At 56.5% G+C, this 23,123-nt stretch carries 27 protein-coding genes and 1 other RNA gene; 16 read left to right on the top strand and 12 right to left on the bottom strand.

Features of this window, described 5'->3' with window-relative positions:
• Positions 1–58 precede the first annotated feature (58 nt).
• Genes ACR0DY_RS02135 through fumC form a run of 3 tightly spaced genes read right to left on the bottom strand, consistent with a single transcriptional unit; the run spans position 59 to position 1,847 of the window.
• Positions 59–280, bottom strand: a complete 222-nt coding sequence (locus tag ACR0DY_RS02135) for a ribbon-helix-helix domain-containing protein (RefSeq protein ID WP_267364385.1) — start codon at positions 278–280, stop codon at positions 59–61.
• Positions 277–453 (bottom strand): DUF4169 family protein, encoded by a 177-nt coding sequence (locus ACR0DY_RS02130; RefSeq protein ID WP_480481060.1) that lies wholly within the window; start codon positions 451–453, stop codon positions 277–279. Before ACR0DY_RS02130 ends, ACR0DY_RS02135 begins: the two co-directional genes overlap by 4 nt.
• Complete coding sequence (fumC, locus tag ACR0DY_RS02125; RefSeq protein WP_480481058.1) at positions 453–1,847, bottom strand: class II fumarate hydratase; 1,395 nt, start codon at positions 1,845–1,847, stop codon at positions 453–455. The genes ACR0DY_RS02130 and fumC overlap by 1 nt, the downstream gene beginning before the upstream one ends.
• Positions 1,848–2,053: 206 nt before the next feature.
• Here fumC and ACR0DY_RS02120 point away from each other — a divergent pair, with 206 nt between their 5' ends.
• On the top strand, positions 2,054–2,617 hold the full coding sequence (locus tag ACR0DY_RS02120) for a hypothetical protein (protein WP_480481056.1): 564 nt from the start codon (positions 2,054–2,056) through the stop codon (positions 2,615–2,617).
• A 27-nt stretch (positions 2,618–2,644) separates the two neighbouring features.
• Here ACR0DY_RS02120 and ACR0DY_RS02115 read toward each other — a convergent pair whose 3' ends face one another.
• The 9 genes from ACR0DY_RS02115 to ACR0DY_RS02075 all read right to left on the bottom strand — a co-directional run bounded on the left by ACR0DY_RS02115 (position 2,645) and on the right by ACR0DY_RS02075 (position 9,633).
• Positions 2,645–3,106 (bottom strand): SspB family protein, encoded by a 462-nt coding sequence (locus ACR0DY_RS02115; RefSeq protein ID WP_480481054.1) that lies wholly within the window; start codon positions 3,104–3,106, stop codon positions 2,645–2,647.
• Between the two features lie 76 nt (positions 3,107–3,182).
• The gene (chrA, locus tag ACR0DY_RS02110) at positions 3,183–4,436 is read right to left on the bottom strand and encodes a chromate efflux transporter (protein ID WP_480545600.1); all 1,254 of its coding nucleotides are present in this window, start codon (positions 4,434–4,436) and stop codon (positions 3,183–3,185) included.
• Entirely contained in the window at positions 4,433–5,248 is an 816-nt protein-coding gene (locus tag ACR0DY_RS02105; protein WP_480481050.1) for a chromate resistance protein ChrB domain-containing protein, read from the bottom strand. Before ACR0DY_RS02105 ends, chrA begins: the two co-directional genes overlap by 4 nt.
• Positions 5,249–5,379: 131 nt before the next feature.
• Entirely contained in the window at positions 5,380–5,811 is a 432-nt protein-coding gene (locus ACR0DY_RS02100) for an ester cyclase (RefSeq protein ID WP_480472641.1), read from the bottom strand.
• 99 nt (positions 5,812–5,910) lie between these two features.
• Positions 5,911–6,257, bottom strand: a transfer-messenger RNA (tmRNA) gene (gene ssrA / locus ACR0DY_RS02095).
• A 36-nt stretch (positions 6,258–6,293) separates the two neighbouring features.
• Positions 6,294–6,656 carry a DUF4345 family protein gene (locus ACR0DY_RS02090; protein ID WP_480897748.1) on the bottom strand — a complete coding sequence of 121 codons (363 nt, stop codon included), beginning with the start codon at positions 6,654–6,656 and terminating at the stop codon, positions 6,294–6,296.
• Positions 6,657–6,721: 65 nt separating this feature from the next.
• The gene (locus ACR0DY_RS02085; protein ID WP_267364371.1) at positions 6,722–7,372 is read right to left on the bottom strand and encodes a hypothetical protein; all 651 of its coding nucleotides are present in this window, start codon (positions 7,370–7,372) and stop codon (positions 6,722–6,724) included.
• 13 nt (positions 7,373–7,385) lie between these two features.
• Positions 7,386–8,786, bottom strand: coding sequence for a selenium-binding protein SBP56-related protein (locus ACR0DY_RS02080; RefSeq protein ID WP_480897746.1), 1,401 nt, complete (start codon positions 8,784–8,786; stop codon positions 7,386–7,388).
• 115 nt (positions 8,787–8,901) lie between these two features.
• A complete protein-coding gene (locus ACR0DY_RS02075; RefSeq protein WP_480564863.1) occupies positions 8,902–9,633 on the bottom strand; it encodes a FadR/GntR family transcriptional regulator in 732 nt (243 codons plus the stop codon).
• Between the two features lie 115 nt (positions 9,634–9,748).
• On the opposite strand from ACR0DY_RS02075, the gene ACR0DY_RS02070 reads away from it, so the two are divergent.
• The 15 genes from ACR0DY_RS02070 (at position 9,749) to lpxA (ending at position 23,122) form a co-directional block, all read left to right on the top strand.
• Positions 9,749–10,513 (top strand): DUF2182 domain-containing protein, encoded by a 765-nt coding sequence (locus ACR0DY_RS02070; RefSeq protein ID WP_480545815.1) that lies wholly within the window; start codon positions 9,749–9,751, stop codon positions 10,511–10,513.
• A gap of 4 nt (positions 10,514–10,517) precedes the next feature.
• Entirely contained in the window at positions 10,518–11,222 is a 705-nt protein-coding gene (locus tag ACR0DY_RS02065) for a DUF1326 domain-containing protein (protein ID WP_209596177.1), read from the top strand.
• Positions 11,223–11,376: 154 nt separating this feature from the next.
• Entirely contained in the window at positions 11,377–11,511 is a 135-nt protein-coding gene (locus ACR0DY_RS02060; protein ID WP_480481040.1) for a DinB family protein, read from the top strand.
• Positions 11,512–12,615, top strand: a complete 1,104-nt coding sequence (locus tag ACR0DY_RS02055; RefSeq protein WP_480481038.1) for a dimethylsulfoniopropionate demethylase — start codon at positions 11,512–11,514, stop codon at positions 12,613–12,615.
• Positions 12,616–12,721: 106 nt separating this feature from the next.
• Positions 12,722–13,717, top strand: coding sequence for an acryloyl-CoA reductase (gene acuI, locus ACR0DY_RS02050; protein ID WP_480481036.1), 996 nt, complete (start codon positions 12,722–12,724; stop codon positions 13,715–13,717).
• A gap of 181 nt (positions 13,718–13,898) precedes the next feature.
• The gene (frr, locus tag ACR0DY_RS02045; RefSeq protein ID WP_480481034.1) at positions 13,899–14,462 is read left to right on the top strand and encodes a ribosome recycling factor; all 564 of its coding nucleotides are present in this window, start codon (positions 13,899–13,901) and stop codon (positions 14,460–14,462) included.
• A 9-nt stretch (positions 14,463–14,471) separates the two neighbouring features.
• Positions 14,472–15,203: an isoprenyl transferase gene (locus ACR0DY_RS02040; RefSeq protein ID WP_480472659.1), complete on the top strand. Its 732-nt coding sequence runs from the start codon at positions 14,472–14,474 to the stop codon at positions 15,201–15,203.
• Complete coding sequence (locus ACR0DY_RS02035) at positions 15,200–15,982, top strand: phosphatidate cytidylyltransferase (RefSeq protein ID WP_480481032.1); 783 nt, start codon at positions 15,200–15,202, stop codon at positions 15,980–15,982. The genes ACR0DY_RS02040 and ACR0DY_RS02035 overlap by 4 nt, the downstream gene beginning before the upstream one ends.
• Entirely contained in the window at positions 15,982–17,154 is a 1,173-nt protein-coding gene (dxr, locus tag ACR0DY_RS02030; protein WP_480897744.1) for a 1-deoxy-D-xylulose-5-phosphate reductoisomerase, read from the top strand. The genes ACR0DY_RS02035 and dxr overlap by 1 nt, the downstream gene beginning before the upstream one ends.
• 4 nt (positions 17,155–17,158) lie before the next feature.
• On the top strand, positions 17,159–18,511 hold the full coding sequence (gene rseP, locus ACR0DY_RS02025) for an RIP metalloprotease RseP (RefSeq protein WP_480481028.1): 1,353 nt from the start codon (positions 17,159–17,161) through the stop codon (positions 18,509–18,511).
• A gap of 79 nt (positions 18,512–18,590) precedes the next feature.
• Positions 18,591–18,719: a hypothetical protein gene (locus ACR0DY_RS02020; RefSeq protein ID WP_267364732.1), complete on the top strand. Its 129-nt coding sequence runs from the start codon at positions 18,591–18,593 to the stop codon at positions 18,717–18,719.
• A gap of 128 nt (positions 18,720–18,847) precedes the next feature.
• Positions 18,848–21,208: an outer membrane protein assembly factor BamA gene (gene bamA, locus ACR0DY_RS02015; protein WP_480545594.1), complete on the top strand. Its 2,361-nt coding sequence runs from the start codon at positions 18,848–18,850 to the stop codon at positions 21,206–21,208.
• 63 nt (positions 21,209–21,271) lie between these two features.
• The gene (locus ACR0DY_RS02010; RefSeq protein WP_480545593.1) at positions 21,272–21,793 is read left to right on the top strand and encodes an OmpH/Skp family outer membrane protein; all 522 of its coding nucleotides are present in this window, start codon (positions 21,272–21,274) and stop codon (positions 21,791–21,793) included.
• 73 nt (positions 21,794–21,866) lie between these two features.
• On the top strand, positions 21,867–22,340 hold the full coding sequence (fabZ, locus tag ACR0DY_RS02005; RefSeq protein WP_480481024.1) for a 3-hydroxyacyl-ACP dehydratase FabZ: 474 nt from the start codon (positions 21,867–21,869) through the stop codon (positions 22,338–22,340).
• Positions 22,337–23,122 carry an acyl-ACP--UDP-N-acetylglucosamine O-acyltransferase gene (lpxA, locus tag ACR0DY_RS02000; RefSeq protein WP_480897742.1) on the top strand — a complete coding sequence of 262 codons (786 nt, stop codon included), beginning with the start codon at positions 22,337–22,339 and terminating at the stop codon, positions 23,120–23,122. The genes fabZ and lpxA overlap by 4 nt, the downstream gene beginning before the upstream one ends.
• Position 23,123 lies beyond the last annotated feature (1 nt).

Raw genomic sequence — 23,123 nt, 5'->3', positions numbered from 1 at the left:
AGTGTACCCCTTTTGTTCCTTGGGGACGTTACACCCAACAGCCAAGATCTGACAAGCGTTAAACCTTGTCTCGGTACCAGTTCAGAATAAACACGCGAATAGCCGAGGCCAATCCGGTTTCCGGGTCGCGGTCAACATCAATTTGCGCGGCCAGTGCATTGATTGGCTGATCTTTTTCTTTCGCAATGTCGCGAAATGCCCGCCAAAACTCATCTTCAAGCGAGACAGATGTCCGGTGTCCTTTGAGGGTCAATGAACGTTTTATCGGTCGACCGCTCATTCATCCAGCTCGTGATTGTCAAGGTCACGCCTCTGCTTGTCCTGCTGAAGCCTGACGATTGTTTTCTCGGACTTGGTGCGCCCAAAGGCGACGGCATTCTGGTCTGCGCGGGCCTTCTTTTCGGCCCGCGCCTTTTCTTTTCGATACCGGTTCAGGTTGACCGGCTTGCCCATCAGTCTTTCGGGCCGATCATCTGTTCGGGGCGCACAACGGCATCAAAGGTTGCCTCGTCCACAAACCCCAGCGCAATGGCTTCTTCCTTGAGGGTTGTGCCGTTCTTATGCGCGGTCTTGGCGACCGTGGTGGCGTTGTCATAGCCGATGGTCGGGGCCAGCGCCGTCACCAGCATCAGCGATTCCTTCATCAGCTTGTCGATGCGCGGCTCATTGGCCTTGATGCCCAGCAACATCCGCTCGGTAAAGCTGTCGGCAGCGTCGCCCAACAACTGGATGGATTGCAACAGGTTGTAGGACATCATCGGATTATAGACGTTCAGCTCGAAATGGCCCTGACTGCCTGCAAAATTCATCGCGGCGTTGTTGCCCATCACATGCGCCGCAACCTGTGTCAGCGCCTCGGCCTGGGTCGGGTTCACCTTGCCGGGCATGATGGACGAGCCGGGCTCGTTCTCGGGCAGGATCAGTTCGCCAAGCCCCGAACGTGGGCCAGAGCCCAGGAAACGGATGTCGTTGGCGATTTTATAGCAGCTGCCCGCGATGGTCGCCAAAGCCCCGGACATAAAGACCATGGCGTCATGGGCGGCCAGCGCTTCGAACTTGTTCGGCGCAGTCACGAAGGGCAAGCCGGTGATCTGCGCCATATGGCCTGCAACCGCTTCGCCCCAACCGTTTTGGGTGTTCAGGCCGGTGCCGACGGCGGTGCCGCCCTGCGCCAGTTCGTAGATGCCGGGCAGCGCTGCGTGAACGCGTGCAATCCCCTGACGGATCTGGTGGGCATAACCGCTGAATTCCTGCCCCAGTGTCAGAGGCGTTGCATCCTGCGTATGAGTCCGGCCGATCTTGATGATGTCCTTGAACTCATCAGCTTTCTGCTCAAGACCAGAGGCCAGCTTTTCAAGCCCGGGCAGAAGGACGTCACGAACACTCATCGCTGTGGCGATGTGCATCGCGGTGGGAAAGGTGTCATTCGACGACTGACCCATGTTGCAGTGATCGTTCGGATGCACGGGGTCTTTTGAACCGATGACACCGCCCAGAATTTCGATGGCGCGGTTCGCGATGACCTCGTTCGAGTTCATGTTCGACTGGGTGCCGGAACCCGTCTGCCAGACGACCAGCGGAAAGTTGTCGTCAAACTTGCCTTCGATCACCTCACCCGCGGCCTGAATGATGGCATCGGCAATCCTGGCATCCAGTTTTCCGGTCGCCTTGTTCTCCATCGCGCAGGCTTGCTTGATCACGCCCAGCGCACGCACAATGGCAATGGGTTGTTTCTCCCAACCGATCGGGAAGTTCATGATCGAACGCTGCGTTTGCGCGCCCCAATACTTGTCGACAGGAACCTCGAGCGGGCCAAAGCTGTCGGATTCGGTGCGGGTCTGAGACATCTGTCACTCCGTCTGGTATGCTGTTGTATGCCGTTTAGCCGCAGCCAAGCTGTGACGCAATCGGCCAGTTGCGCGCACCTTAAACCCAAGGGCGTCAAAGGTATAGGCGCGGGGTGCGTCACTTTTATTGTTATCGTCGGGGAATGTGCCATTGTGCGCGGCCCCCTCTCAGCTACAATAGGTTCGTAGCCGCCTTGGAGGACAAGATGTCGAATTTCCATCGCATTACGCTTGAAAAAGCGATCGTGTTATTTGCTGTCTGTGCTTTGTGGCTGTCTGTTCTGGGCGCATCTGCGCGCGCCGCGGACATTACCCCGTTCCTGGGGGATTATGTGGGCTCGGCAAATGTCGTGGATGCGGACGGAACCTCAACCCCGCGGGATATGAGCGTTTCCATTTTCGAGACCAAAAACGGGTTCAACGTCAGCTGGCAAACCACGACCTACAAGCTGGACGGGCGGGTAAAAGAACAGCAGTTTTCCATCGACTTCGTGCCCTCGGACCGCCCGGATGTATTTTCGGCCGCAATGAAACGCAACGTGTTCGGTCATGAGGTTCCGCTGGATCCGATGAAAGGTGAACCCTTCGTCTGGGGGCGTATCGAAGGCGAAACGCTGACGGTGTTTTCGTTGTTCATTGACGTTGACGGCGGATATGAATTGCAGCAGTTCGACCGAACCCTGGCCGAAGACGGGCTGAACCTGTCATTCTCGCGCTTCATAGACGGTCAGAAATCCCGATCTGTCGAAACATTTCTGATGAAACGCTGAACCCCGCGCAGGGCGGGGCTCAAAGGCTTATTTGCGGAAGCTGTCCAGCGACACGACATCGGCGTCGTGATGCGCCTGTTCTTCCTCTTCGACTTCGATCAAGTCCTCTGCAACATAATCGTCCTCATCTTCGTCGTCCGGGCTTTCGAACCGCAGTCCAAATTCCACCGATGGATCGACAAAGGTCTTGATCGCGCCATAGGGGATGTAAAGCGGTTCCGGCGCGTCTCCGAAATTAAGGGTAATGGCGAATCCGTTCTCTCCGACCTCGAGGTTTTCAAACCAGTGTTGCATGACGATTGTCATTTCTTCCGGATACCGGTCGCGCAGCCAATCGGCGATATCCACGCCATCTTCGCGTGTGTCGAAGGTAATGAAAAAGTGATGCGCTCCGGGCAGACCGGATTTCGATACATCCGTCAGCACAGTCTTGATAAGCCCGCGCATGGCGGTGTGCATCAGATTGCCATAGTCGATGCCTTGCGACATGTGTCATCCTCAAAAGTGGTTAAGCTCAGCATAGGGGTTTTGTTCGGAAACGAAAGGGCAGGTATGATCGGATTGATCAGATATTATGCGCAACCAGCCCTGCCAGTGACATCAGAACCAACACTGTTCCGATCCCCAATTTTAGTCGAAATATCAATATGCCAGCGATAAAGGTTAATGCAAGAGCCGGAATGTTCAGCGAAGACACTTGGGGCACGGGTATTGCCGCCGGACCCAAATTCATGTCTGGCACCGATTCGAAAAGAACATTCAGGGCAAACCACACGGAAAGGTTGAGAATCACTCCGACAACAGCGGCGGTGATACCGTGAAGGGCGGCAGACAGGCGGGGACGTGTGGCCAGACGGTCAAGGTAAGGGGCCGTCAGGAAAATCCACAAAAAGCAGGGCACAAACGTTGCCCATAGCGCAACAGCGCCCGCAGCAAGCGCCAGTGAGAACCCACCGTTGATCTGTCCCGCCAGCATGGCGACAAACTGTGTAACCAGTATCAATGGCCCGGGGGTGGTTTCTGCGAGACCCAATCCGTCAATCATCTGGTCTGCACTGATCCAGTGATACTGATCCACAACCGTTTGCGACATATAGGCCAGAACGGCATAGGCGCCGCCAAAGGTCACAACAGCCAGACGGGCAAAGAACCACCCCAGATCGCTGAGCAATTGATGGCCGCTGAGTGTTAACGCAACAAGCGGCCCCAGCCAAAGCGGCAACCAGACCGCTATCGTCCGGGCCGAACGGGCAAAGTTCGGCGTGTCCTGAACATCGGTTGCCCCAATGGATCCATTATAACGCAAATACCCCCACAGGGCCGCGATCAGAATGATCAGCGGGAAGGGCAGGTTGAACAGAAAGATTGACAGAAACGACAGGCCTGCGATGACACGATGTTCCATATCCGTCAGCGCCTTACCTGACAGCTTGCGCAGGGCTTGCAGGACGATCACGATGACGGTCGCCTTGATGCCGGTAAATGCGGATTGCACCAGTGGAATGTCGCCGTATGCTGAATAAAGCGCGACCAGAACAGTAATGACAAACGCCCCTGGCAAAACGAACAGGCTGCCCGCAATCAACCCGCCCGCGACACCGCGCAAGCGCCAGCCTGCGTAGGTAGCCAATTGCATTGCCTCGGGACCGGGCAGCAACATGCACAAGGAAAGCGCGCGCAGATAGGTCTGTTCATCCAGCCAGGGCCTGCGCTCGACCAGCTCCTGATGCATCAACGAGATCTGGGCAGCCGGGCCCCCAAATGACAACAGGCCGATCCGTCCGAATACCTTGAAAAGGTCCAGTGCCGTAGGTCTCATGCGCCATGACCCGATGGCCAGTCATGCTTTTCATCAAACCCGTCGCGTGCCCAGCGGAACAGGGCATCATAAAGGTGCAACCCGGCTTCAAGCTGAGCATGATCATCGCGATACTGGCGGGACAAACCGACCGAGAACGCCAGCAACCCAGCGGCTTCCGGGGCCAGATCATGCTGGTCGGTATCTGCAGCGCGAATGATCCGGGCCATACGCTCAAGCGCCTCGGTTCGCAGGTCAAATGCCCGGATCATCGTGTCAAATGTGCAGCCGCTGTCCTGATGCGTCCAAAATGTATCCGGAACGTCAAAGGGGGTGGCACCAAAGTGATCAACGACTCCCTGAACTTCTTCCGACGCGACGAAAAGGAACCGTGCATTGCGATCGACAAACCGGCGGATCAGCCAGGGGCAGGCGATGCGGTCAATTTTGGGTCTTTGGCGCGTAACCCACAATGTGCTGCCATTAACGCGCGCCGGTAATACCGACTGGGGGATCAACGGCGCCTCACGCTGTTCGTGCCACCCTTCAAACCCACCTTCCAGATGTTCGGCGTTTTTGCCCGCCCCTCGTAGCCAGGACGCTACCCCCTGACTGAGCTTTTTGCCCTTGTGGCAGATTATTACACAAGGGTCGTTACCAATCAGACGACTCATCGCGTCGATTTCCGTGTGCGGACAGCGAATTGATCCCGGAATCAGCCGCGGATCCTTACTGAAATCCGCATCAGTGCGTATATCGATCAGAACAGGCGCCTGAGGCGTTCCGATTAACCGGCTCAATTGGGTCGGTGTAATGGCGTTAAGAGCAGCCATAGCATGTCTCCTTTAGTCATTCGGATCCATGCGAAGCTTGGGCTGACGCCTCACGGGGTGTTCGCAAGCTGACCCCCTGAGTCAGTGCTACCGCGCAAGAACATAGGGGGTCAAGATTGCGGTTTGAACCGTCAGGACCAGTCGAGCCGCTGACCGGTCATGCACACGGGAAGGGTATCGGCGGGAAACTGACCCATCTCTTCAAAAAACGAGATGAAATCGAAATGATTATACGCTTCGACCATCTTATTGTCTTTGAACCGGGCCATGACCTGACCGGTCACCTCCAAAGGGGCACCGTTATCGGCCCGGCACGTCTGCACATGCAGGATTGCGGATACCCAATCGCCATTCTCGATGATCTTGGGCAAATCCACCTTGATATCCCCCAGGACATGGCGAAATGCCGTGACGAGATCCCGAAAATCGTCTGCACCCACCTGCATTTCGGGGATCAGCCCCTCGGCCATGGTTTCGGGCGCAAAGAACTGATCGATCGCCTCGGTGTTTCCGTTTTCCCAAACCTCAGAATACCAGGATCTGAGTATCTCTGAATTCGTCATCCCAACGCTCCTGTCCAACTGCGAACACGATGGCAAAAAGGAATGAACAAACTCTGAATCTGCGCAAAGGCGGCATAAATCTCAGACATATTGGGGGGAAGTGCAGGTTTCTGTTGCCAGGTACCTGCGAACCCCGCCTTACGCGGCTAGGCGCAAGGACTTAAGTTTCGGTCTTGTTACTGCTTACGCAGCAACTGCAACCGGAGCACGATTGTCGTTTGCAATTGTACTGTTTTCGCCGGTAACGGTGGCAGACAGCCGAGACAAAGCTTACCCCTTTAGACGTTCGTCGATCCTGTTTCGGCCCCGTGATCCTCAAACGAAGGATTTTGGTGGAGCCGCCGGGTACCGCCCCCGGGTCCGATCCGCTTATTACGAGCGCGTTTATGTCCATAGTCCCGAAGGACACCTCATATATAGGTGAGGTCAGCGACGGATGCAAACCTGGATTGCACATCTTTGTTAGCTTTAATTACAGATCGTTACGCGGCCCTATTGAAGTTGGCGGCGATCAACCATGTCGCCAGAACCAGTTCGATTCCTCCAAAAGTCGCTGCCTTCAAAAAAGGCGGGTTATCTAGCGCCAGTGACAGGAAGCGGCCCAGTGCGGCACCCGCATAGACTATGCCCAGCATTGTGTAGGCCATCGGAGCATTCAGCCAGATGACAGCAATGCCCGAGACCACAAACAGCCCTCCGACCGAAGCGCGCAGCTCGCTCAGACCCATGGTGCTGTTGGTAGGTGCAAGATCCAGCGCGTTGGCGGTATGAACTGGCGCCAGAAAGCCGAACAGGCCAAAACCGATTGTCAGCAACGCGGCAATGACATTCAGGGTCGTGATCATCCGGGCCTCATTGAATTGTAATATCAGCACCTGAGGATAGTGTGTTGCGGCCCAAAGGAAAGCGATTAAACCGCCGACCACAGCCCCAAAAGACCAACTAAAACAAGGCTGAGCGCCCAGATGAGTTCAAGGTTGAACCAGCTGCGGGACAGGAAACGCAGCCCCAGCCAACGATAAACAGCGAAGGCCAGAAACCCTCCGCCCAGAACCATGGCGGCGGTATGCAAGGCCGCGACCCCCAGAACCAGCAGACCGTTTGTTGTCATGATTTTGGAGATCGCCTGATGACCGGCATCCAGTTCATCCAGCTGGCACAGACCAAGATAGATCGGAACCAGCATAAGGGCGGCCCCGTGGGCAAGCGCCACGAGAAACGACCACAGCGCCAGTTTGCTGGGCGGTATGCGCGACAGAAAACGGGGATGACGGCGGGTGATCGCAATGTATAGCCCCATCGCGATGACAATCAACGCAGCCCCGATGCGGATTTCCCGTTGATAGTCGACCAGAACGGCCATCAACGCAAAAGGCAGAAGGACACCCAGCATGGCAATGAAATGTCCACCTGCCAAAGCTGCCAGCGCGCGCCAGAGGGCGGATTGGCGCTGCTCCATCAGGGCCGAGGAAACCGCCAGCGGCCATCCCATCCCGGGGTTCAGCCCGTGATACGCGCCGCTCAGAACAACGGCCAGCCAAAGGCCAGCCGTTGATGTCATCAGAATCTCCAATTCAGACCGAGGGGTAACAGAAACTGTCGGTTGAACAATCTCCACCCTCCAGCCGGATTTGGTGGCTGCGATATCCTTTGGGGAAATCAACCCAGAATTTCGGGTCCAAAACCAGCCCGCCATTCTCACCGACATCCGCCTTGACCATGGCCGCGCCGCCTTCTTCGGGATAGAACTGATCGTCCCACGTGGAATAAAGTGAATTGGTCCAATAAACGCGTTTACCATCGCGGCTGATCTCGACCATTTGTGGCCCATAGCCAAAGGTCTGTCCGTTCGGATGTTTGGTCTTTTTGACAATACCTCCGATTTCAACTTTCCCGGCAAGGGTCGGGTTCATCGGATCGGATACATCATATTGATGCATGTCGCCGGTGCCCCAGCAAGCGACATAAAGGTATTTGTCATCCAGGCTCAGGTCGATATCGGTGACCAGTGGCGGTACAGCGGCAAACCCCTTCAGAAGTTCAGGAAGATCATCTGGATCAGCGGGTTGTGGGTCGATGGTGATCGTTTTCTTGGCTTCGAACGTGCCATCTTCATTGCGCCACCACGTAAAGATTGCGCCTTGCAGGTTGGTGGTATCGACGACAACACCACAGAACCCGTATTGTTTGACCGGGTCATGCGCGGGCCGGATTTCCAGCGCCATCTGGTGGTTTTCGCCCAGATCGATGGTTTGGATATTGGTCCGGTTGCGCAGGTTCCAGAAATGGATGCGGTGACCGTATTTGTTCGAAAGCAGATCCTCGGCCACCAGCCCGTTTTCAAATTGCGGGGGAAGGCCCCATTCGGAACTGACCATGTAATCGCGCGGCAGATTCCACCAGAAATCATAGTGCTTGTCCTGCACGCCGCGCTCGATCTCATAGCGCCCGATGATCTCGAAGGTTTCACAATCCATGATGAAAATACCCGGAGGGCCATCCGTGCCGTCCTCACCGCCGCCGCCCAGCGTGCTCACATAGATGCCTTCCGGCCCGCAATGGATCGTGTGTGGTCGTGAATACCCTGTTTTGTCAAAGACTTCCTCGGGTTCGATGATCTTGTGAATCTTCGCCTCAAGCGGGTTCTTTACATCGATGATGTATATCCGGCTGGAACGGATACCGGGGATGATCAGATAGCGACGTTCCAGAAACGCATGACCGCTGAGCGGTGACAGTGACGACGAACAGGCATTCCAACCAAAATGGTGAAACTCGTCGCCTTTTTCGGGCATGATCACCTGATGCACGATTTTCCCGAAATCGGCCGAGGTTGGATCGACATTCACTACTGCCAGCCCGTCGGGTTGCGAAAAATCGGGGCTGAGCATCAGCGTAAAAGCAAGCGTTTCTGCGGGGCCCTCCATCGCCAGCTTGGCCGAAGGATAAAAGGTTGGGTCCGGTCTTTTGTTCATAACGTCCTCCCGTAAATCATTGTCATTCAATTCTTATTGAGAGTTCCGGTCTTGATGCCGGATGACATTCTGCCTGCTCGACCTCTGCCTTTAAAGTATGTTTCCGTTTAAGCCTTCAGGCCGGTTTACGTTTGCGTTCAGCCACATCGTGGGCCAGCTGCTGTGTGTAATGTTCCAGATCGACCAGCGTGGCGTCGACGGTATCTGCGTCTCTGGCCTCAAGCGCGTCTGCAATTCTGGTGTGCAATGCGATGATTTCTTCGCGCGAACGTGCCGTGAAGGTAATCATGTTCATCAAAGGCTGCATCGCCTCGACCGCGCCAGCCAGTTGATAGGACAGGACCGGGTTGTCGGCCCCGTCCACCAAGGCCCTGTGGAAGGTGACGTCTGATGCACAAAACGCCTCATCCGTCAGACCGGGCTGGGACTGGCGAAAGATTTCCGCCCGCATCGTGGCAAGCTGATCCGCTGTTCGTCTCTGGGCAGACAGGGGGGCACAGGCCCGCTCCAGCGCATAGCGGGCCTCGCAGGCCGTATCAAAGCTGACAGCGTTCATCGACAGCAGCAGGGTCGAGGTCGTGATCTGCTGCGAATAGGCATCTTCGAAACTCAGACGGTTTACGAACGCACCTCCGGTTGCGCCACGCTGTGTGCGGATCAGGGATTGCGCCGCCAGTCGTTTCAAAGCCTCACGCACCGTTGGGCGCGAAACTTGAAATTGCTCGGAAAGTTCCGCTTCCGAGGGCAGGCGTGCATCCACGATCAACTCGCCTGAGACAATCGCGTCCCGGATGGCATGTGCAATCTGGGCAGACAGGTCGGCGGTTTTCCGAGGCGCGGTTTTCATGTTCAGAAGACCCTGAGCAAATTTTTATTTGTCTGACATTTAAAAGTCTGACATTTGAAAAGCAAGAGAGTTGAGTCGGGAGGCCGAAGTGAGTCGTACTTGGCTGCGCAGCGGAATGTGGCTGGGCTTTTATGTCCTGATCCTGTGGGCATGGTGGGTCATGTTCGCGATGGGCCGCGACATGGATCTTGACCTGATCGGTCGTCCGGGGCCCATGGGGCAGGCGATGGCCGCGATGGACCCGCGCATGGACATGTACATGCCCATGGCCGAGTTTGGCACGCTGTTCTGGATGTGGGCGATCATGATGGCCGCCATGATGCTGCCGACGCTTGTGCCAACCCTGCGCAGTTATGACGACCTGATCCGCAGCGCCAATGGCACCCGTGCCGGGTGGCTGGGTGTGCTTGCAGGGTATTCCTTGGTTTGGGTCGGGTTTGCGGCTGTGATCGCGGGAACGCAACTGGCTTTGCTGTTTGGTGGCGTGATCGACATGCTAGGCATTGCCAGATCCGGCTGGGTTGCGGGCGGGTTGATGATAGCGGTTGGCGCGTTTCAGTTCTCGCGCGCCAAAGAGGTCTGCCATGGCGTGTGCCACGCCCCGATGACCTATTTCCTGGGCCATTGGAAAACCGGATTTGCGGGCGGTGTTCGCATGGGGCTGGGCCTTGGTGCCTTCTGCGTCGGATGCTGCTGGGGTTTCATGGCGCTGGGTTTTGTGGGCGGCGTCATGAGCCTGTTGTGGATGGGTCTTGCGACCCTGTTCATGGTTTTGGAAAAACTTCCCCAGATCGGGCATGCTGTAACCCGACCGGTGGGAGTTGCATTGATTGCGGGCGGTCTTTTCCTGCTCGTCTACCCTATTAGCTACGGAGGATAAGCCAATGGCTAAGAACAGAAAACCAGATGCCGACCGGTTGCCCGTCAGCCAGCGTATCGACAGCCGTATGCCTAATCCCAAACGGCGCGAGATGAGCCCGACGGACTGGGCCATCAAGGGGGAGTTGATCCTGAACTGCTCGTGCGATGTGTTCTGTCCCTGCGTCGTTTCACTGGGCGCGCACCCTCCGACCGAAGGGCATTGTCATGCCTGGATGGGTATTATCGTTGATGAGGGCCATTACGAGGGCGAGGACCTGTCGGGTCTGAATGTCGGCCTGCTGGTCGATATTCCCGGCCGGATGGGTGAAGGCCAGTGGAAAGTGGCGGCTTACGTAGATGAACGCGCCAGCGGCAAAGCCTATAACGGGCTGCTGCAAATCTTCAGCGGGCAGGCGGGCGGCACCACCGGTCTGTTCACCATGCTCGTCAGTGAAATCATCGGGGCCGAACGGGCGCCGGTTCAGATCGAGCGTGACGGCACCAAACGTCGCATCATGATAGGTCGCAAGATTCAGGGTGAGATCGAGATGCTGGCAGGCAAAGACCCCGAGCATCCCGTGATGGTTTCAAACTCAAAATACTGGATGGGTCCTGACATCATCGTGGCGCGTGGCACCAAGTCGAAAGTGCGCGACTACGGGCGCGTTTGGGATTTTGGCGGCAAGTCGGCTGAAATCTGTCCGATTGATTGGCACGGGCCCAAGTGATGATCACAGGCGCGTTTGCGCAAGATGTGGCGCGCTAGAAACACTGGCAAAACTCGCAGTTGGCCGCGTTTCTGCAATAGTTGTCGCATCAGGAACTGACCTGTTTATCGGGCCAATCACCTGTTGCTTAATCGTAAAAGAGATCGATGTCACAATGCCTTACAAAAACTATGTGATCCATTTCTTCAACCATCAGACCCACCACCGGGGTCAAATGCGCAAGATGCTGACCGAAGTTGGGTCGCAAGCGCCCGTCAGCGATATCGTCTTTATGCCCAAGGAGGTTTGAATGCCGCAGATTTCCGCCTCTCGCCGCTTGCGGCGCACACCGTTTTCAGATGGGGTCGAGGCCGCAGGGGTCAAGGGGTACACGGTTTATAATCGTATGCTGTTGCCCACGGTCTTCGAAAGCGTCGAAGCCGATTACCGGCATCTGAAATCCCATGTGCAGGTCTGGGATGTCGCGTGCGAGCGGCAGATCGAGCTGCGCGGACCGGACGCCGCGCGCCTGATGCAGATGCTGACCCCGCGCGATTTGCGGGGAATGCTGCCGGGGCAATGTTTCTATGTCCCCATCGTGGATGAAACCGGCGGTATGCTGAATGACCCGGTTGCGGTAAAACTGTCCGAAGACCGCTGGTGGATTTCAATCGCTGACAGCGATCTGTTGTTGTGGGTCAAGGGAATCGCCGTTGGATATCGTCTGGATGTGCTGGTGGACGAACCGGATGTGTCACCTCTTGCTGTTCAGGGTCCCAAAGCTGACGATCTGATGGCGCGTGTCTTTGGCGACCGGGTGCGCGACATCCGGTTCTTCAAATTCGATATGTTCCAGTTTGAAGGTCGCGATCTGGCTGTGGCGCGATCCGGTTATTCCAAACAGGGCGGGTTCGAGATTTATGTGGAAGGCAGCGATATCGGCATGCCCCTGTGGAACGCTCTGTTTGCGGCAGGGGAAGATTTGCAGGTGCGCGCCGGATGCCCGAACCTGATCGAACGGATTGAAGGCGGTCTGCTGTCCTATGGCAATGACATGACCGACGACAACACCCCGCATGAGTGCGGTCTGGGCAAGTTCTGCAACACACATACCGCGATTGGCTGTATCGGCAGGGACGCGTTGCTGCGTGTGGCCAAGGAGGGGCCCGTTCAGCAAATCCGCCCCATCGCCATTGCGGGCGATCCGGTGCCTGGCTGCGACCGTCCATGGGACCTTTACGGCGACGGCAAGCGTGTGGGGCAGGTGACCTCGGCCGCGTGGTCACCCGATTTCAACACCAACGTAGCCATTGGCATGGTACGCCTGAGCCATTGGGATGCGGGAACGGAGCTGGACGTGGAAACGCCAGATGGGATGCGCCGCGCGACCGTGCAGTCGCATTTCTGGATTTAAAGGGGGGTTTTGGGGGCGCTGCCCCCGTCGCTGCGCGACTCCCCCGGGATATTTGGGGCCAGGTGAAGCAGCGGGCCGGTTACAGAAACACGAAAGGAATTGAGAGATGTTCAATGCACTTGTGATGGACAAGGACGAAGAAAGCGGTTTGGCGAGCGCGTCGGTCAGGCAGCTTACGCTGGATGATTTGCCGCATGGCGACGTCACGGTCGCGGTTGAATATTCCACAGTGAACTACAAGGATGGTTTGTGTCTGTCCCCCAAAGGGGGCGGTTTGGTGCGGGCGTATCCGCATGTTCCCGGAATTGATTATGCCGGTACCGTCGAGGCATCGACCGATGCGCGTTACAAGCCGGGTGACAAGGTTGTTCTGACCGGGTGGCGGGTAGGCGAGGCGCATTGGGGTGGATATTCGCAGAAAGCCAGTGCCAAGGCGGACTGGCTTGTGCCTCTGCCGGATGGGCTCGATGCCCGGCAGGCGATGGCCGTAGGCACCGCCGGGTTTACCGCGATGCTGGCCGTGATGGCGCTGGAGGATCACGGGCTGACCCCCGATCGCGGCCCGGTTCTGGTAACCGGGGCGGCCGGTGGTGTTGGGTCGGTGGCGACTGCCATTCTGGGCCATCTCGGGTATGAAGTGGCGGCCGTGACCGGGCGACCTGAAACCGGGGATTATCTGGAATCGCTGGGCGCAACGACAATAGTGCCCCGCGATGAGCTGAATGAGACAACCAAGCGCCCGCTGGAAAGTGAAACCTGGGCGGGCTGCGTGGATGCCGTGGGCGGTGCGATGCTGGCGCGTGTGCTTGGGCAAATGAAATACGGCTGTTCGGTCGCGGCCGTGGGTCTGGCGGGTGGCGCGGCGCTGCCTGCAACGGTGATTCCCTTCCTGTTGCGCGGTGTGAACCTTCTTGGCATCGACAGTGTGATGCAGCCTTATGAAAACCGGGTTCGTGCCTGGAAAAGGATTGCCACCGACCTGCCGATGGACAAGCTTGAGTCGATGGTTCAACCAGCGGCCTTGTCCGACCTTCCGCAACTGGGTGCCGATATCCTGAAAGGGCAGGTCAAAGGGCGCGTTGTTGTCGATGTGAATGCCTGAGCGCAGTTGACAGCCTAAACCCGATACGACGCCGTGTCGGGTTTTGCGCAGGCGCGTTTGGTACAAAATGATCGCAACACCTCTGGCCATTGGTACAAAACCGCCTCATGATTGCTATACATCCCAAATGTGATGGCGTAAGACCCATCCAAAGAGTACCTGAATACGGGGAGTGAGCAGCATGTCTGACGACTTCGAACTGGACACCGATGACCTGAAACGCCGTATGGATGGCGCAATGGCCAATCTGAGAACCGAATTTGCCTCGCTGAGAACCGGGCGCGCCTCGGCCTCGATGCTGGAACCTGTCATGGTCGACGCGTATGGCTCGATGACACCGATCAACCAGGTGGGCACCGTCAACGTGCCAGAGCCGCGCATGGTCACTATAAATGTGTGGGATAAGTCATTGGTAGGAAAGGTTGAAAAGGCCATTCGCGAAAGCGGATTGGGCATCAACCCACAGCTGAACGGCACAATCATAATGCTGCCGATTCCCGAGTTGAACGAAGAGCGTCGCCGTGAACTGGGCAAGGTCGCTGGCCAATATGCGGAAAGCGCCCGGATCGCGATCCGCAATGTGCGCCGGGACGGCATGGATCAGATCAAGAAGGCAAAAGCGGATGGTATGTCTGAAGACGACCAGAAGCTTTGGGAAAGCGAAGTGCAGGATCTCACGGATGCGATGATCAAGGCGGTCGATGCGGCGCTTGAAACCAAGCAAACTGAAATCATGCAGGTCTGATCTGGTCTGATGCCGAAAGATCCCCAAACCGATCCGGTCTGCGGCCCGCGCCATGTCGCTATCATCATGGATGGCAATGGCCGTTGGGCGCAGGCGCGTGGTCGCCCCAGGTTGTTTGGGCACCATGCCGGTGCGCGGCGTGTTCGCGAGGTTGTCGAGGCCTGCCCGCATCTGGGGATCAAGTATCTGACAGTGTTTGCATTCTCGACCGAGAACTGGAAACGAACGCAGGTTGAGGTAGCCGGGTTGATGAGCCTGTTTCGGCGCTACATCATCAAGGAGACACGGACCCTGGCGGACAATGGCATCCGGGTTCGGTTCATAGGTGATCGGGTACGGTTGGATTCGAAACTGATCGAATTGATGGATTCACTGGAAGAGGAAACCAAGGACAACGACCTTGTTCATCTGACGGTCGCCCTGAACTATGGCGGTCGGGACGAGGTGGCGCGCGCCACCAAACGTCTCGCGCGGGATGTGGCCGACGGGCGGCTTAAACCCGAGGATGTGGATGAAGAAACGTTACCTAAGTACCTGGACACGCGCGTTCTTCCGGATCCTGACCTTGTCATTCGCACCAGTGGAGAAGCACGGATTTCGAACTTTCTGCTGTGGCAGTCCGCCTATTCCGAGTACGAATTCATAGATACCTTGTGGCCGGATTTCACTGCCGCAGAACTCGAAAGGCTTTGTCGCAACTATGGGGCCAGAGAGCGTCGGTACGGGGCGGTTCTGGCATGAGTGATGGCCGGTGGTCTGATCTGACGAGCCGGGTCCTTTCTGCCGCCGTTCTGGTTGCAATAGGGGCCATCGAAGTCTGGCTTGGCGGTCTCTGGTTCGAGGTCTTCATTGCGGCTGCTTGTGGCCTGATGACCTGGGAACTGGTTCGGATGATTGACCCTGAAAGCCAGGGTGTGGCCGTCCAGTTGGGCGTTCTCACTGCGTTTGCCGTTATCCTCAGCTACCACCTGCCAGCGCTGTACACGCTCCCGGTCGTGCTTGCGCCGGCTTTGGTGGGTATGGGACAGATCAGCCGCTCGAAACCCCTGTACGGAATGTTCGCGGTCTGGATTGTTGCGGCTGGTCTGGGTTTCATTTCCATTCGCGAAAACTCGGGTTTTGGCTGGATGGTCTGGCTGATCGCGGTGGTGGTTGCCACCGATGTGGCGGGCTATTTTGTGGGTAAAATGGTCGGTGGACCCAAGTTCTGGCCAAAGGTCAGCCCCAAGAAAACATGGTCGGGAACGGCAGGCGGATGGGCTGCCGCGGCCTGTGTCGGTATCGTCTTCGCAAGCCACGCGGGTTTCGGGTTTGCCTTTGTTGTTGTTTCCGTTCTCGCATCAATGGCCAGTCAGGCGGGTGACATAATCGAAAGCGCGATCAAACGTAAATTCGGGGTCAAGGACAGTTCAAATCTGATCCCCGGCCATGGCGGCTTTCTGGATCGGTTCGACGGCATGATGGGGGCTGCGGTGTTTGTTCTGATCGCAGGGCTTTTGTACACGCCGGGTGAGATGTAATGCGACGGATTTCCGTTCTTGGGGCCACGGGTTCGATCGGGCAAAACACGCTTGATCTGATTTCGCGTAAACCCGAAGACTATGATGTGGTGGCCCTTACAGGCGGCGTAAATATTCGACAACTTGCCGATGACGCTCGTCGGTTGCGCGCCGATCTAGCTGTCACGGCACACGAAGACAGGTTGGAGGATTTGCGTGCCGCACTGGCCGGAAGTGGGGTCGAAGCGGCGGCCGGGCCGCGTGCGATCGCCGAGGCCGCAGCGCGCCCGGCGGACTGGGTCATGTCAGCCATCGTCGGAGCAGCGGGCCTTGCGCCTGGGATCGAAGCCCTGAAACAAGGAACAACACTGGCCTTGGCCAACAAGGAAACATTGGTCTGCGCAGGATCATTGGTTCTGGACACTGCAAAAAACCATGGCGCGCGTTTGCTTCCTGTCGACAGTGAACATTCGGCGGTGTTTCAGGCATTGGTTGGTGAAGATATCGACGCTGTCGAGAGGGTGATTATCACCGCAAGTGGCGGAGCGTTCCGCGATTGGCCGCTGAAAGATCTGGCAAACGCCACCGTCGAACAAGCGTCCAGCCATCCGAATTGGGATATGGGCCAGCGGATCACGATCGACAGTGCCTCGATGTTCAACAAGGCGCTGGAAGTCATAGAAACAAAAGAATATTTCGGAGTTTCCCCGGATCAGATCGAAGTTTTGGTTCATCCCGAATCCATTGTCCATGCAATGGTCGGGTTTCGGGATGGCGCGATGATGGCACATATGGGCGCCCCCGATATGCGCCACGCCATTGGGTATGCGTTGCACTGGCCCGACAGGCAGGAGCTGCCGGTTCAGCGGCTGGACCTCGCAAAGCTGGGACAGCTGCGCTTTAACGAACCGGATCTGACACGCTATCCAGCCCTGAAACTCGCCTGGGACGTGATGCAGCGTGGTGGGCTGGCTGGCGCAGTATTCAATGCCGCCAAGGAACGCGCGCTGGATCACTTCATTGCGGGCCGGATCGGCTTTCTTGATATGGCGGATACCGTTTCTGCCGTATTGGACAGGTTTGACGCAACGGGTGGCCTTATTGATGCCCCGATGACACTTGATAACGTGCAGCAAACCGACCATCTGGCACGTCAGTGGGTCGATAACACTGTGATGGAACGAGCAGGATAGAAATTTGGACGTACTTTCGCTGATCCCGCAATTCGGCAATCTGCTGTGGACGATTGTTGCCTTTGTTATTGCGCTGTCGGTCATTGTGGCCGTGCATGAATATGGCCATTACATTGTGGGCCGGTGGTCTGGTATCCATGCCGAAGTCTTTTCGCTCGGGTTTGGGCCGGTGCTCTGGAGCCGCAAGGATAAACGCGGAACCAAGTGGCAGATCGCAGTGTTGCCTTTTGGTGGATACGTGAAATTTCTGGGCGATGCCAATGCGGCCTCGGGCAAGGATGAAGAGGCGATGGAAGACATCGCGACCCAAAATCCTGAGGAGTTGCGCCGCACCATGCACGGCGCCCCGCTATGGGCACGGGCAGCAACTGTCGCGGCTGGCCCGGTCTTTAATTTCGCCATGTCCATTCTGGTTTTTGGCCTGATCTTCTGGTCACAGGGCGTGTCGCGCGAACCCCTGACCGTTGGCGCGTTGCAGCCTTTGCCAGGCACCGTGCAGGAATTGCGCGAAGGCGATGTGATTACGGCTATCGCCGGTCGTCCGACACCGGACTATGACGAAGAAGTCGCATGGAAGGAATTCATCGATCAGCTGCCTGTTCAACCGGTTCTGGATTATTCCGTGATCCGCGATGGCCAACCCCTTGAGGTTCAGGCCCCCTGGATGCTTCCGCCGCTGATCCGTCAGGTTGCTCCGCGTAGCGCGGCTATGGATATCCAACTGAAGCAAGGGGATGTCATCACCTCGGTCAATGGTGAACCGATCTTTGCCTTCGAACAGCTAAAGGATCATGTCGAAGGATCGGACGGCCGCGTCTTGCTGCTTGAAGTCTGGCGGGATGGGTCCGAGTTGGAATTTGCCCTGGCGCCCCGGCGCACGGATGAACCGCAGCCTGATGGTGGTTTTGTCACCCATTGGCGCATCGGAATCGTCGGCGGCATGATGCTTGAGCCTGCAACCGTACCGGCTGGTCTTTTCGATTCCCTAAAGGGCGGTGTCATCCAGACTGGACGCATCATCGAAGGGTCCTTATCCGGCATGTGGCACATGGTGACGGGTGCAATCAGCACCTGCAACATCTCGGGGCCAATCGGAATTGCCGAAACCTCGGGGGCGATGGCCAGCCAGGGGGCACAGAATTTTATCTTCTTCATTGCTGTCCTGTCGACGGCGGTCGGGTTGTTGAACCTGTTTCCCATTCCGGCGCTGGATGGCGGACATCTCGTCTTCTACGCCTACGAGGCCATTGCCGGGAAACCGCCCAGCGACCGAGCGATGCGCATACTCATGGGCATTGGAATTTCGATCATTCTGACCCTGATGCTGTTTTCGGTCAGCAACGACCTGTTCTGCTGAATGTGGCGGCTGGAGCAGATTCCAGCCGCATTACCGCCATATTTCAGCGCTACAATATTCCCGTCTAAAGGGAACAGTCATGTCCAAAACGCTGAAAAAATCGTATCAAAGCTTTAGCTTCCTCTTCATGTTGAATTGGGATGTTATGCTGAGTTTTGCCGTTACAGCGTTGGCGATGGCTGGAGCCGCCTATCTGGCGGGAATGTGATTCTCGGGAAAATCGTAGGTCTGTTGTCGCGTGGTCGTCTGCCTGACTGCTTCGATATCGCCTTTTGACAAGCTCATTCAATCCCGTTACTCAGCATTAAAGTCTCAAAATTCTGGGTAGAGCATAAAATGACTGACAGGCGAGACGCAGGCACATCCTGCGGGGGGCATATGCCGACAAACAATATTTTGTGGCAGGCGCTAACGGTTTTTTTCCTTTTTGTTGCGGTAAGTTTACTGGCGTTTCCGCATGCGGCATCGGCGCAAAACTACACAATCAACTCGTTCGATGTTGAAGGGAACCGCCGGATCGAAACCGGAACAATTATCGCTCGGACCGGAATCGAACCGGGCCAGACTGTAACTGCCGGGCAGCTTAACGATGCCTATCAGCGTTTGCTTGACAGTGGTGTATTTGAGACAGTTGAACTGACGCCGCGCGGCACGACTCTGGTCATTCAGGTCCAGGAATATCCAACGATCAACCAGATCAGCATCGAAGGGAACGCTCGCGTCAAAGACGACGTTCTTCTGGACGTGATCTCGTCGCAACCCCGCCGGGTCTTTACGCCACAGGCGGCCGAAGCAGACGCCGACACCATTGCCGAAGTGTATTCCGCCCAGGGTCGCGTCGCGGCAACCGTTATTCCTCGCATTATCCGTCGCAGCGACAACCGGGTTGATCTGGTCTTTGAAGTGGCAGAAGGCACGACCATTGAGGTTGAGCGCGTCAGCTTTGTCGGCAACCGCGCCTATTCGGACCGGAGGCTGCGCCGGGTTCTGGAAACCAAGCAGGCAACCTTCCTGCGGACGTTCTTCCGTAACGACACGTTTATCGGCGACCGCATTGAATTCGACAAACAGGTCATTCGCGATTTCTACCTGTCGCGGGGCTATATCGATTTCCGTGTGAACAGCGCCAACGTTGAATTCACCCGCGAACGGGATGCGTTCTTTCTGGTGATGAACGTCACCGAAGGCCAAAAGTTCTCGTTTGGAAAGATCACGACGGTTAGTGAAATTCCCGGCGTTGATGCAGCGCCTTATCAGGATGTGCTGAAAATAAAACCGGGCGTGACGTATACGCCGACGCTGGTGGAAAACTCGATCGCGCGGCAGGAACGCCTTGGGTTGAAACAGGGTGTAGATTTCCTGCGGGTTGAACCGCGTGTGACGCGCAATGACCGTGATCTTACCCTGGACATTGAATTTGTTCTGACGAAAGGTCCGCGGATTTTTGTTGAACGGATCGATATCGAAGGCAACACCACCACGCTGGACCGTGTGATCCGCCGCCAGTTTGACACTGTAGAAGGTGACCCGTTCAACCCACGTGAAATCCGTCAGGCCGCGGAACGCATCAATGCGCTTGGGTTCTTTGCAGTTGCGGAGGTCGAGCCTCGGGAAGGGTCGTCACCCAGCCAGGTCATTCTGGATGTGGATGTCGAGGAACAGCCTACAGGTTCGCTGAGCCTTGGCGGCAGCTATTCGGTCACAGACGGCTTCGGGATTGCAATCGGCCTGAACGAGGCAAACTTCCTTGGACGTGGTCAGAATCTTGGTGTTTCGATCTCGACGGCACAGGATTCAGAACAGTACACGATTAACTTTACCGAACCCTATTTGCTGGGCCGAAAGCTGCGTTTCGATCTTGGACTGGGACTGTCGGCAACCAATTCCGGCTTTGCCAGCTACGACACGAGCTCGTTGTTCTTCACACCTCAGCTGACCTATGCAATCGGTGAACTGTCCGCTCTTCGTCTGCGCTATGGCTGGGACCGCAGCGAGATGACGCAACAAAGCAATCAGACCAATGGCGCAGTGATCGCATCCGAGATCGCACAAGGCAAACGGACGTCCAGTTCACTGGGACTGTCCTACATTTATGACAGCCGGATTGGTGGTCTGGACCCGAATTCTGGTGTTCTGTTCGAGGTAGGCGTCGACGCGGCAGGCCTTGGCGGTGATAACAAGTATTTCAAAACCACTGCGCGCGGTATCGCTCAAACGCGGGTCTGGAATGAAGAAGTGGTACTACGGGCCACATTGGAGCTGGGTGCGTTGAATTGGAGCGGAAATGACTTCAGCCGCACCGTCGACCGTTTTGTATTGGGGCCTCGTACTTTCCGCGGTTTTGAGCCTGCGGGTCTTGGCCCGCGTGATTTGTCCAATGGTCAGGACGATGCCATCGGCGGCAACTATTACTGGGTCGCGCGTTTTGAAACCGATTTCCCCTTGGGTCTGCCCGAGGAACTGGGCCTGCGGGGCGGTCTGTTCTATGACGTTGGAAACCTTTACAACATCAACGATGTGAACACCGCTGGCGCAAATATCGTTGGTGCAGACGGGTCCATTCGTCACGTAATCGGCATCTCGGTCTTGTGGGAAACGCCGTTTGGACCTTTGCAGTTCAACTTCTCGAAGGCTCTGAAAAAGGAGACGTTCGACAAGGAACAGAACTTTGACCTGACCATTCAGGCCCGGTTCTGATCTGCGATGACGAACAGGTTCTTTACCTTGATACAGGGCCCGCTTTGGGCCCTGTGTGCATTTATGATGCTGTTTCAGGCCCCTTCGGCTGATGCGCAGCAGCTGGGTGTTCCGCAAGCCAGTGTGGTTACATTGTCCGGTGAGCAGCTGTTCAAGAATTCGGCATTCGGGCAACGTGTATTGCGCGAGATCGAAAAAGAAAGCGCAATGCTTGCGGAAGAAAATGAACGGATTGTCGCGGAACTCAGCCGAGAAGAAAAAGACCTGACCGAAAAGCGCGCGACCATGCCAGCAGAGGAGTTTCGCCCGCTGGCCGAAGCGTTCGATGTCAAGGTTCAGTCCCATCGAGACGGACAAAGGGCAAAGCTGGACGCGCTGGCACGTCGTAGCGAGGAAGCGCAGCAAACGTTTTTTGAAATTGTTCGCCCGATCCTTGTTGATTTGCTACGCGAATTCGGGGCCAGCGTGATCATCGAACGCTCCAATGTCGTTGTAAGCACGTCAGATATCACCGAGGCCGCGATAATCCGTGTGAACACGGCAATTGGCGATGGCAGCGGTTTGCAGAAGGACACAAGCGAATAGGTTCGCTTGCCCTTGCGAGGCTGTATTGCTAACCACGCTGAAAAAGAAACATTCAGAACGGGATACCTGAATCATGACAACGGAACCCAAAAGCGCCGATATTCAGTTGATCCAAAGGATCCTGCCGCATCGTTATCCTTTTTTGCTGGTCGACAAGGTGGTGGACATCTCTGGCTATCAATCAGCCCGAGGTATCAAGAACGTCACCATGAACGAGCCGCATTTCCAGGGCCACTTCCCGGGAACACCGATCATGCCGGGTGTTACCATCGTCGAGGCGATGGCGCAGACAGCAGGCGTAATGCTGGGCGTTGGGATGGATGTCATCGACACCGAGTTGCTGATCTATTTCATGAGCATAGACAAGTGCAAATTCCGCAGGAAAGTTGTTCCTGGCGACGTGCTGGAGATGCATGTCGAAACGGTTCGCGGCAAGAAGGGTGGCAAGCTTTTCAAGTTCAGTGGCCGGGCCACTGTTGATGGTGAAGTGGCAGCGGAAGCAGAATTCTCGGCCTATGTCGATTGGGATATGGAAAAAACAACATGAGCGGTATCCACCCCAGCGCGATTATCGAAGACGGGGCGCAGATCGGGCAGGATTGCGTCATCGGTCCTTTCAGCTATGTGGGCGCCAATGTAAAACTGGCTGATCGGGTCGAACTGAAGTCTCATGTCGTTGTGACCGGTGACACATCGATTGGCGAAGACACCGTGATCTTTAATTTTTCGGTGATCGGTGAGATTCCGCAGGACCTGAAATTCGGCGGTGAAAACACGCGCCTTGAAATCGGTCAGCGCAACCGCATTCGCGAGCACGTGACGATCAATACCGGGACCGATGGTGGCGGCGGTGTAACCCGGATCGGGGATGATTGCCTGCTGATGGCAGGCGTTCATGTGGCCCATGACGTGCAGATCGGCAACCGGGTTATCATGGTGAACCACGCAGGGGCAGCTGGTCACTGCATCGTCGAGGATGATGTGATCGTCGGTGGCATTTCGGGCCTGCACCAGTGGGTGCGTGTTGGTCGCGGGGCGATCATCGGTGCGCTCACCATGGTGCCAAAGGACGTCATTCCCTACGGTTTGGTACAAGCCTCCCGGGGTGAGCTTGAAGGTCTGAACCTCGTGGGTCTCAAGCGTAAAGGTGTTTCGCGCGAAGACATCTCGGCATTGCGTGCCGCGTTCATGGAGCTGTCTGAAGGCGATGGAACGTTCATGGATCGCGCCAACCGTCTTGGTCAGGGTAACGACAGCGACTATGTGCAGCGGATCGTTGATTTTGTCACCGGACACAGCGATCGGTCGTTCCTGACACCGAGGAAATAGG

This window comes from Ruegeria sp. O6, from assembly GCF_056535045.1.
Note: the sequence above shows the minus strand (reverse complement) of the source record. Positions and strands in the feature narration are given on the sequence as shown.

Coding starts and splice junctions, on each gene's coding strand:
- ACR0DY_RS02080 (WP_480897746.1), bottom strand. CDS start 8,786: ATGAACAAAAGACCGGACCCAACCTTTTATCCTTCGGCCAAGCTGGCG.
- bamA (WP_480545594.1), top strand. CDS start 18,848: ATGACTGACAGGCGAGACGCAGGCACATCCTGCGGGGGGCATATGCCG.
- ACR0DY_RS02065 (WP_209596177.1), top strand. CDS start 10,518: ATGGCTAAGAACAGAAAACCAGATGCCGACCGGTTGCCCGTCAGCCAG.
- ACR0DY_RS02035 (WP_480481032.1), top strand. CDS start 15,200: ATGAGTGATGGCCGGTGGTCTGATCTGACGAGCCGGGTCCTTTCTGCC.
- lpxA (WP_480897742.1), top strand. CDS start 22,337: ATGAGCGGTATCCACCCCAGCGCGATTATCGAAGACGGGGCGCAGATC.
- ACR0DY_RS02020 (WP_267364732.1), top strand. CDS start 18,591: ATGTCCAAAACGCTGAAAAAATCGTATCAAAGCTTTAGCTTCCTCTTC.
- ACR0DY_RS02040 (WP_480472659.1), top strand. CDS start 14,472: ATGCCGAAAGATCCCCAAACCGATCCGGTCTGCGGCCCGCGCCATGTC.
- ACR0DY_RS02105 (WP_480481050.1), bottom strand. CDS start 5,248: ATGGCTGCTCTTAACGCCATTACACCGACCCAATTGAGCCGGTTAATC.
- ACR0DY_RS02010 (WP_480545593.1), top strand. CDS start 21,272: ATGATGCTGTTTCAGGCCCCTTCGGCTGATGCGCAGCAGCTGGGTGTT.
- ACR0DY_RS02135 (WP_267364385.1), bottom strand. CDS start 280: ATGAGCGGTCGACCGATAAAACGTTCATTGACCCTCAAAGGACACCGG.
- ACR0DY_RS02055 (WP_480481038.1), top strand. CDS start 11,512: ATGCCGCAGATTTCCGCCTCTCGCCGCTTGCGGCGCACACCGTTTTCA.
- ACR0DY_RS02090 (WP_480897748.1), bottom strand. CDS start 6,656: ATGATCACGACCCTGAATGTCATTGCCGCGTTGCTGACAATCGGTTTT.
- ACR0DY_RS02070 (WP_480545815.1), top strand. CDS start 9,749: ATGTGGCTGGGCTTTTATGTCCTGATCCTGTGGGCATGGTGGGTCATG.
- ACR0DY_RS02115 (WP_480481054.1), bottom strand. CDS start 3,106: ATGTCGCAAGGCATCGACTATGGCAATCTGATGCACACCGCCATGCGC.
- ACR0DY_RS02075 (WP_480564863.1), bottom strand. CDS start 9,633: ATGAAAACCGCGCCTCGGAAAACCGCCGACCTGTCTGCCCAGATTGCA.
- ACR0DY_RS02100 (WP_480472641.1), bottom strand. CDS start 5,811: ATGACGAATTCAGAGATACTCAGATCCTGGTATTCTGAGGTTTGGGAA.
- chrA (WP_480545600.1), bottom strand. CDS start 4,436: ATGAGACCTACGGCACTGGACCTTTTCAAGGTATTCGGACGGATCGGC.
- fabZ (WP_480481024.1), top strand. CDS start 21,867: ATGACAACGGAACCCAAAAGCGCCGATATTCAGTTGATCCAAAGGATC.
- acuI (WP_480481036.1), top strand. CDS start 12,722: ATGTTCAATGCACTTGTGATGGACAAGGACGAAGAAAGCGGTTTGGCG.
- ACR0DY_RS02130 (WP_480481060.1), bottom strand. CDS start 453: ATGGGCAAGCCGGTCAACCTGAACCGGTATCGAAAAGAAAAGGCGCGG.
- ACR0DY_RS02120 (WP_480481056.1), top strand. CDS start 2,054: ATGTCGAATTTCCATCGCATTACGCTTGAAAAAGCGATCGTGTTATTT.
- ACR0DY_RS02085 (WP_267364371.1), bottom strand. CDS start 7,372: ATGACATCAACGGCTGGCCTTTGGCTGGCCGTTGTTCTGAGCGGCGCG.
- fumC (WP_480481058.1), bottom strand. CDS start 1,847: ATGTCTCAGACCCGCACCGAATCCGACAGCTTTGGCCCGCTCGAGGTT.
- ACR0DY_RS02060 (WP_480481040.1), top strand. CDS start 11,377: ATGCCTTACAAAAACTATGTGATCCATTTCTTCAACCATCAGACCCAC.
- frr (WP_480481034.1), top strand. CDS start 13,899: ATGTCTGACGACTTCGAACTGGACACCGATGACCTGAAACGCCGTATG.
- dxr (WP_480897744.1), top strand. CDS start 15,982: ATGCGACGGATTTCCGTTCTTGGGGCCACGGGTTCGATCGGGCAAAAC.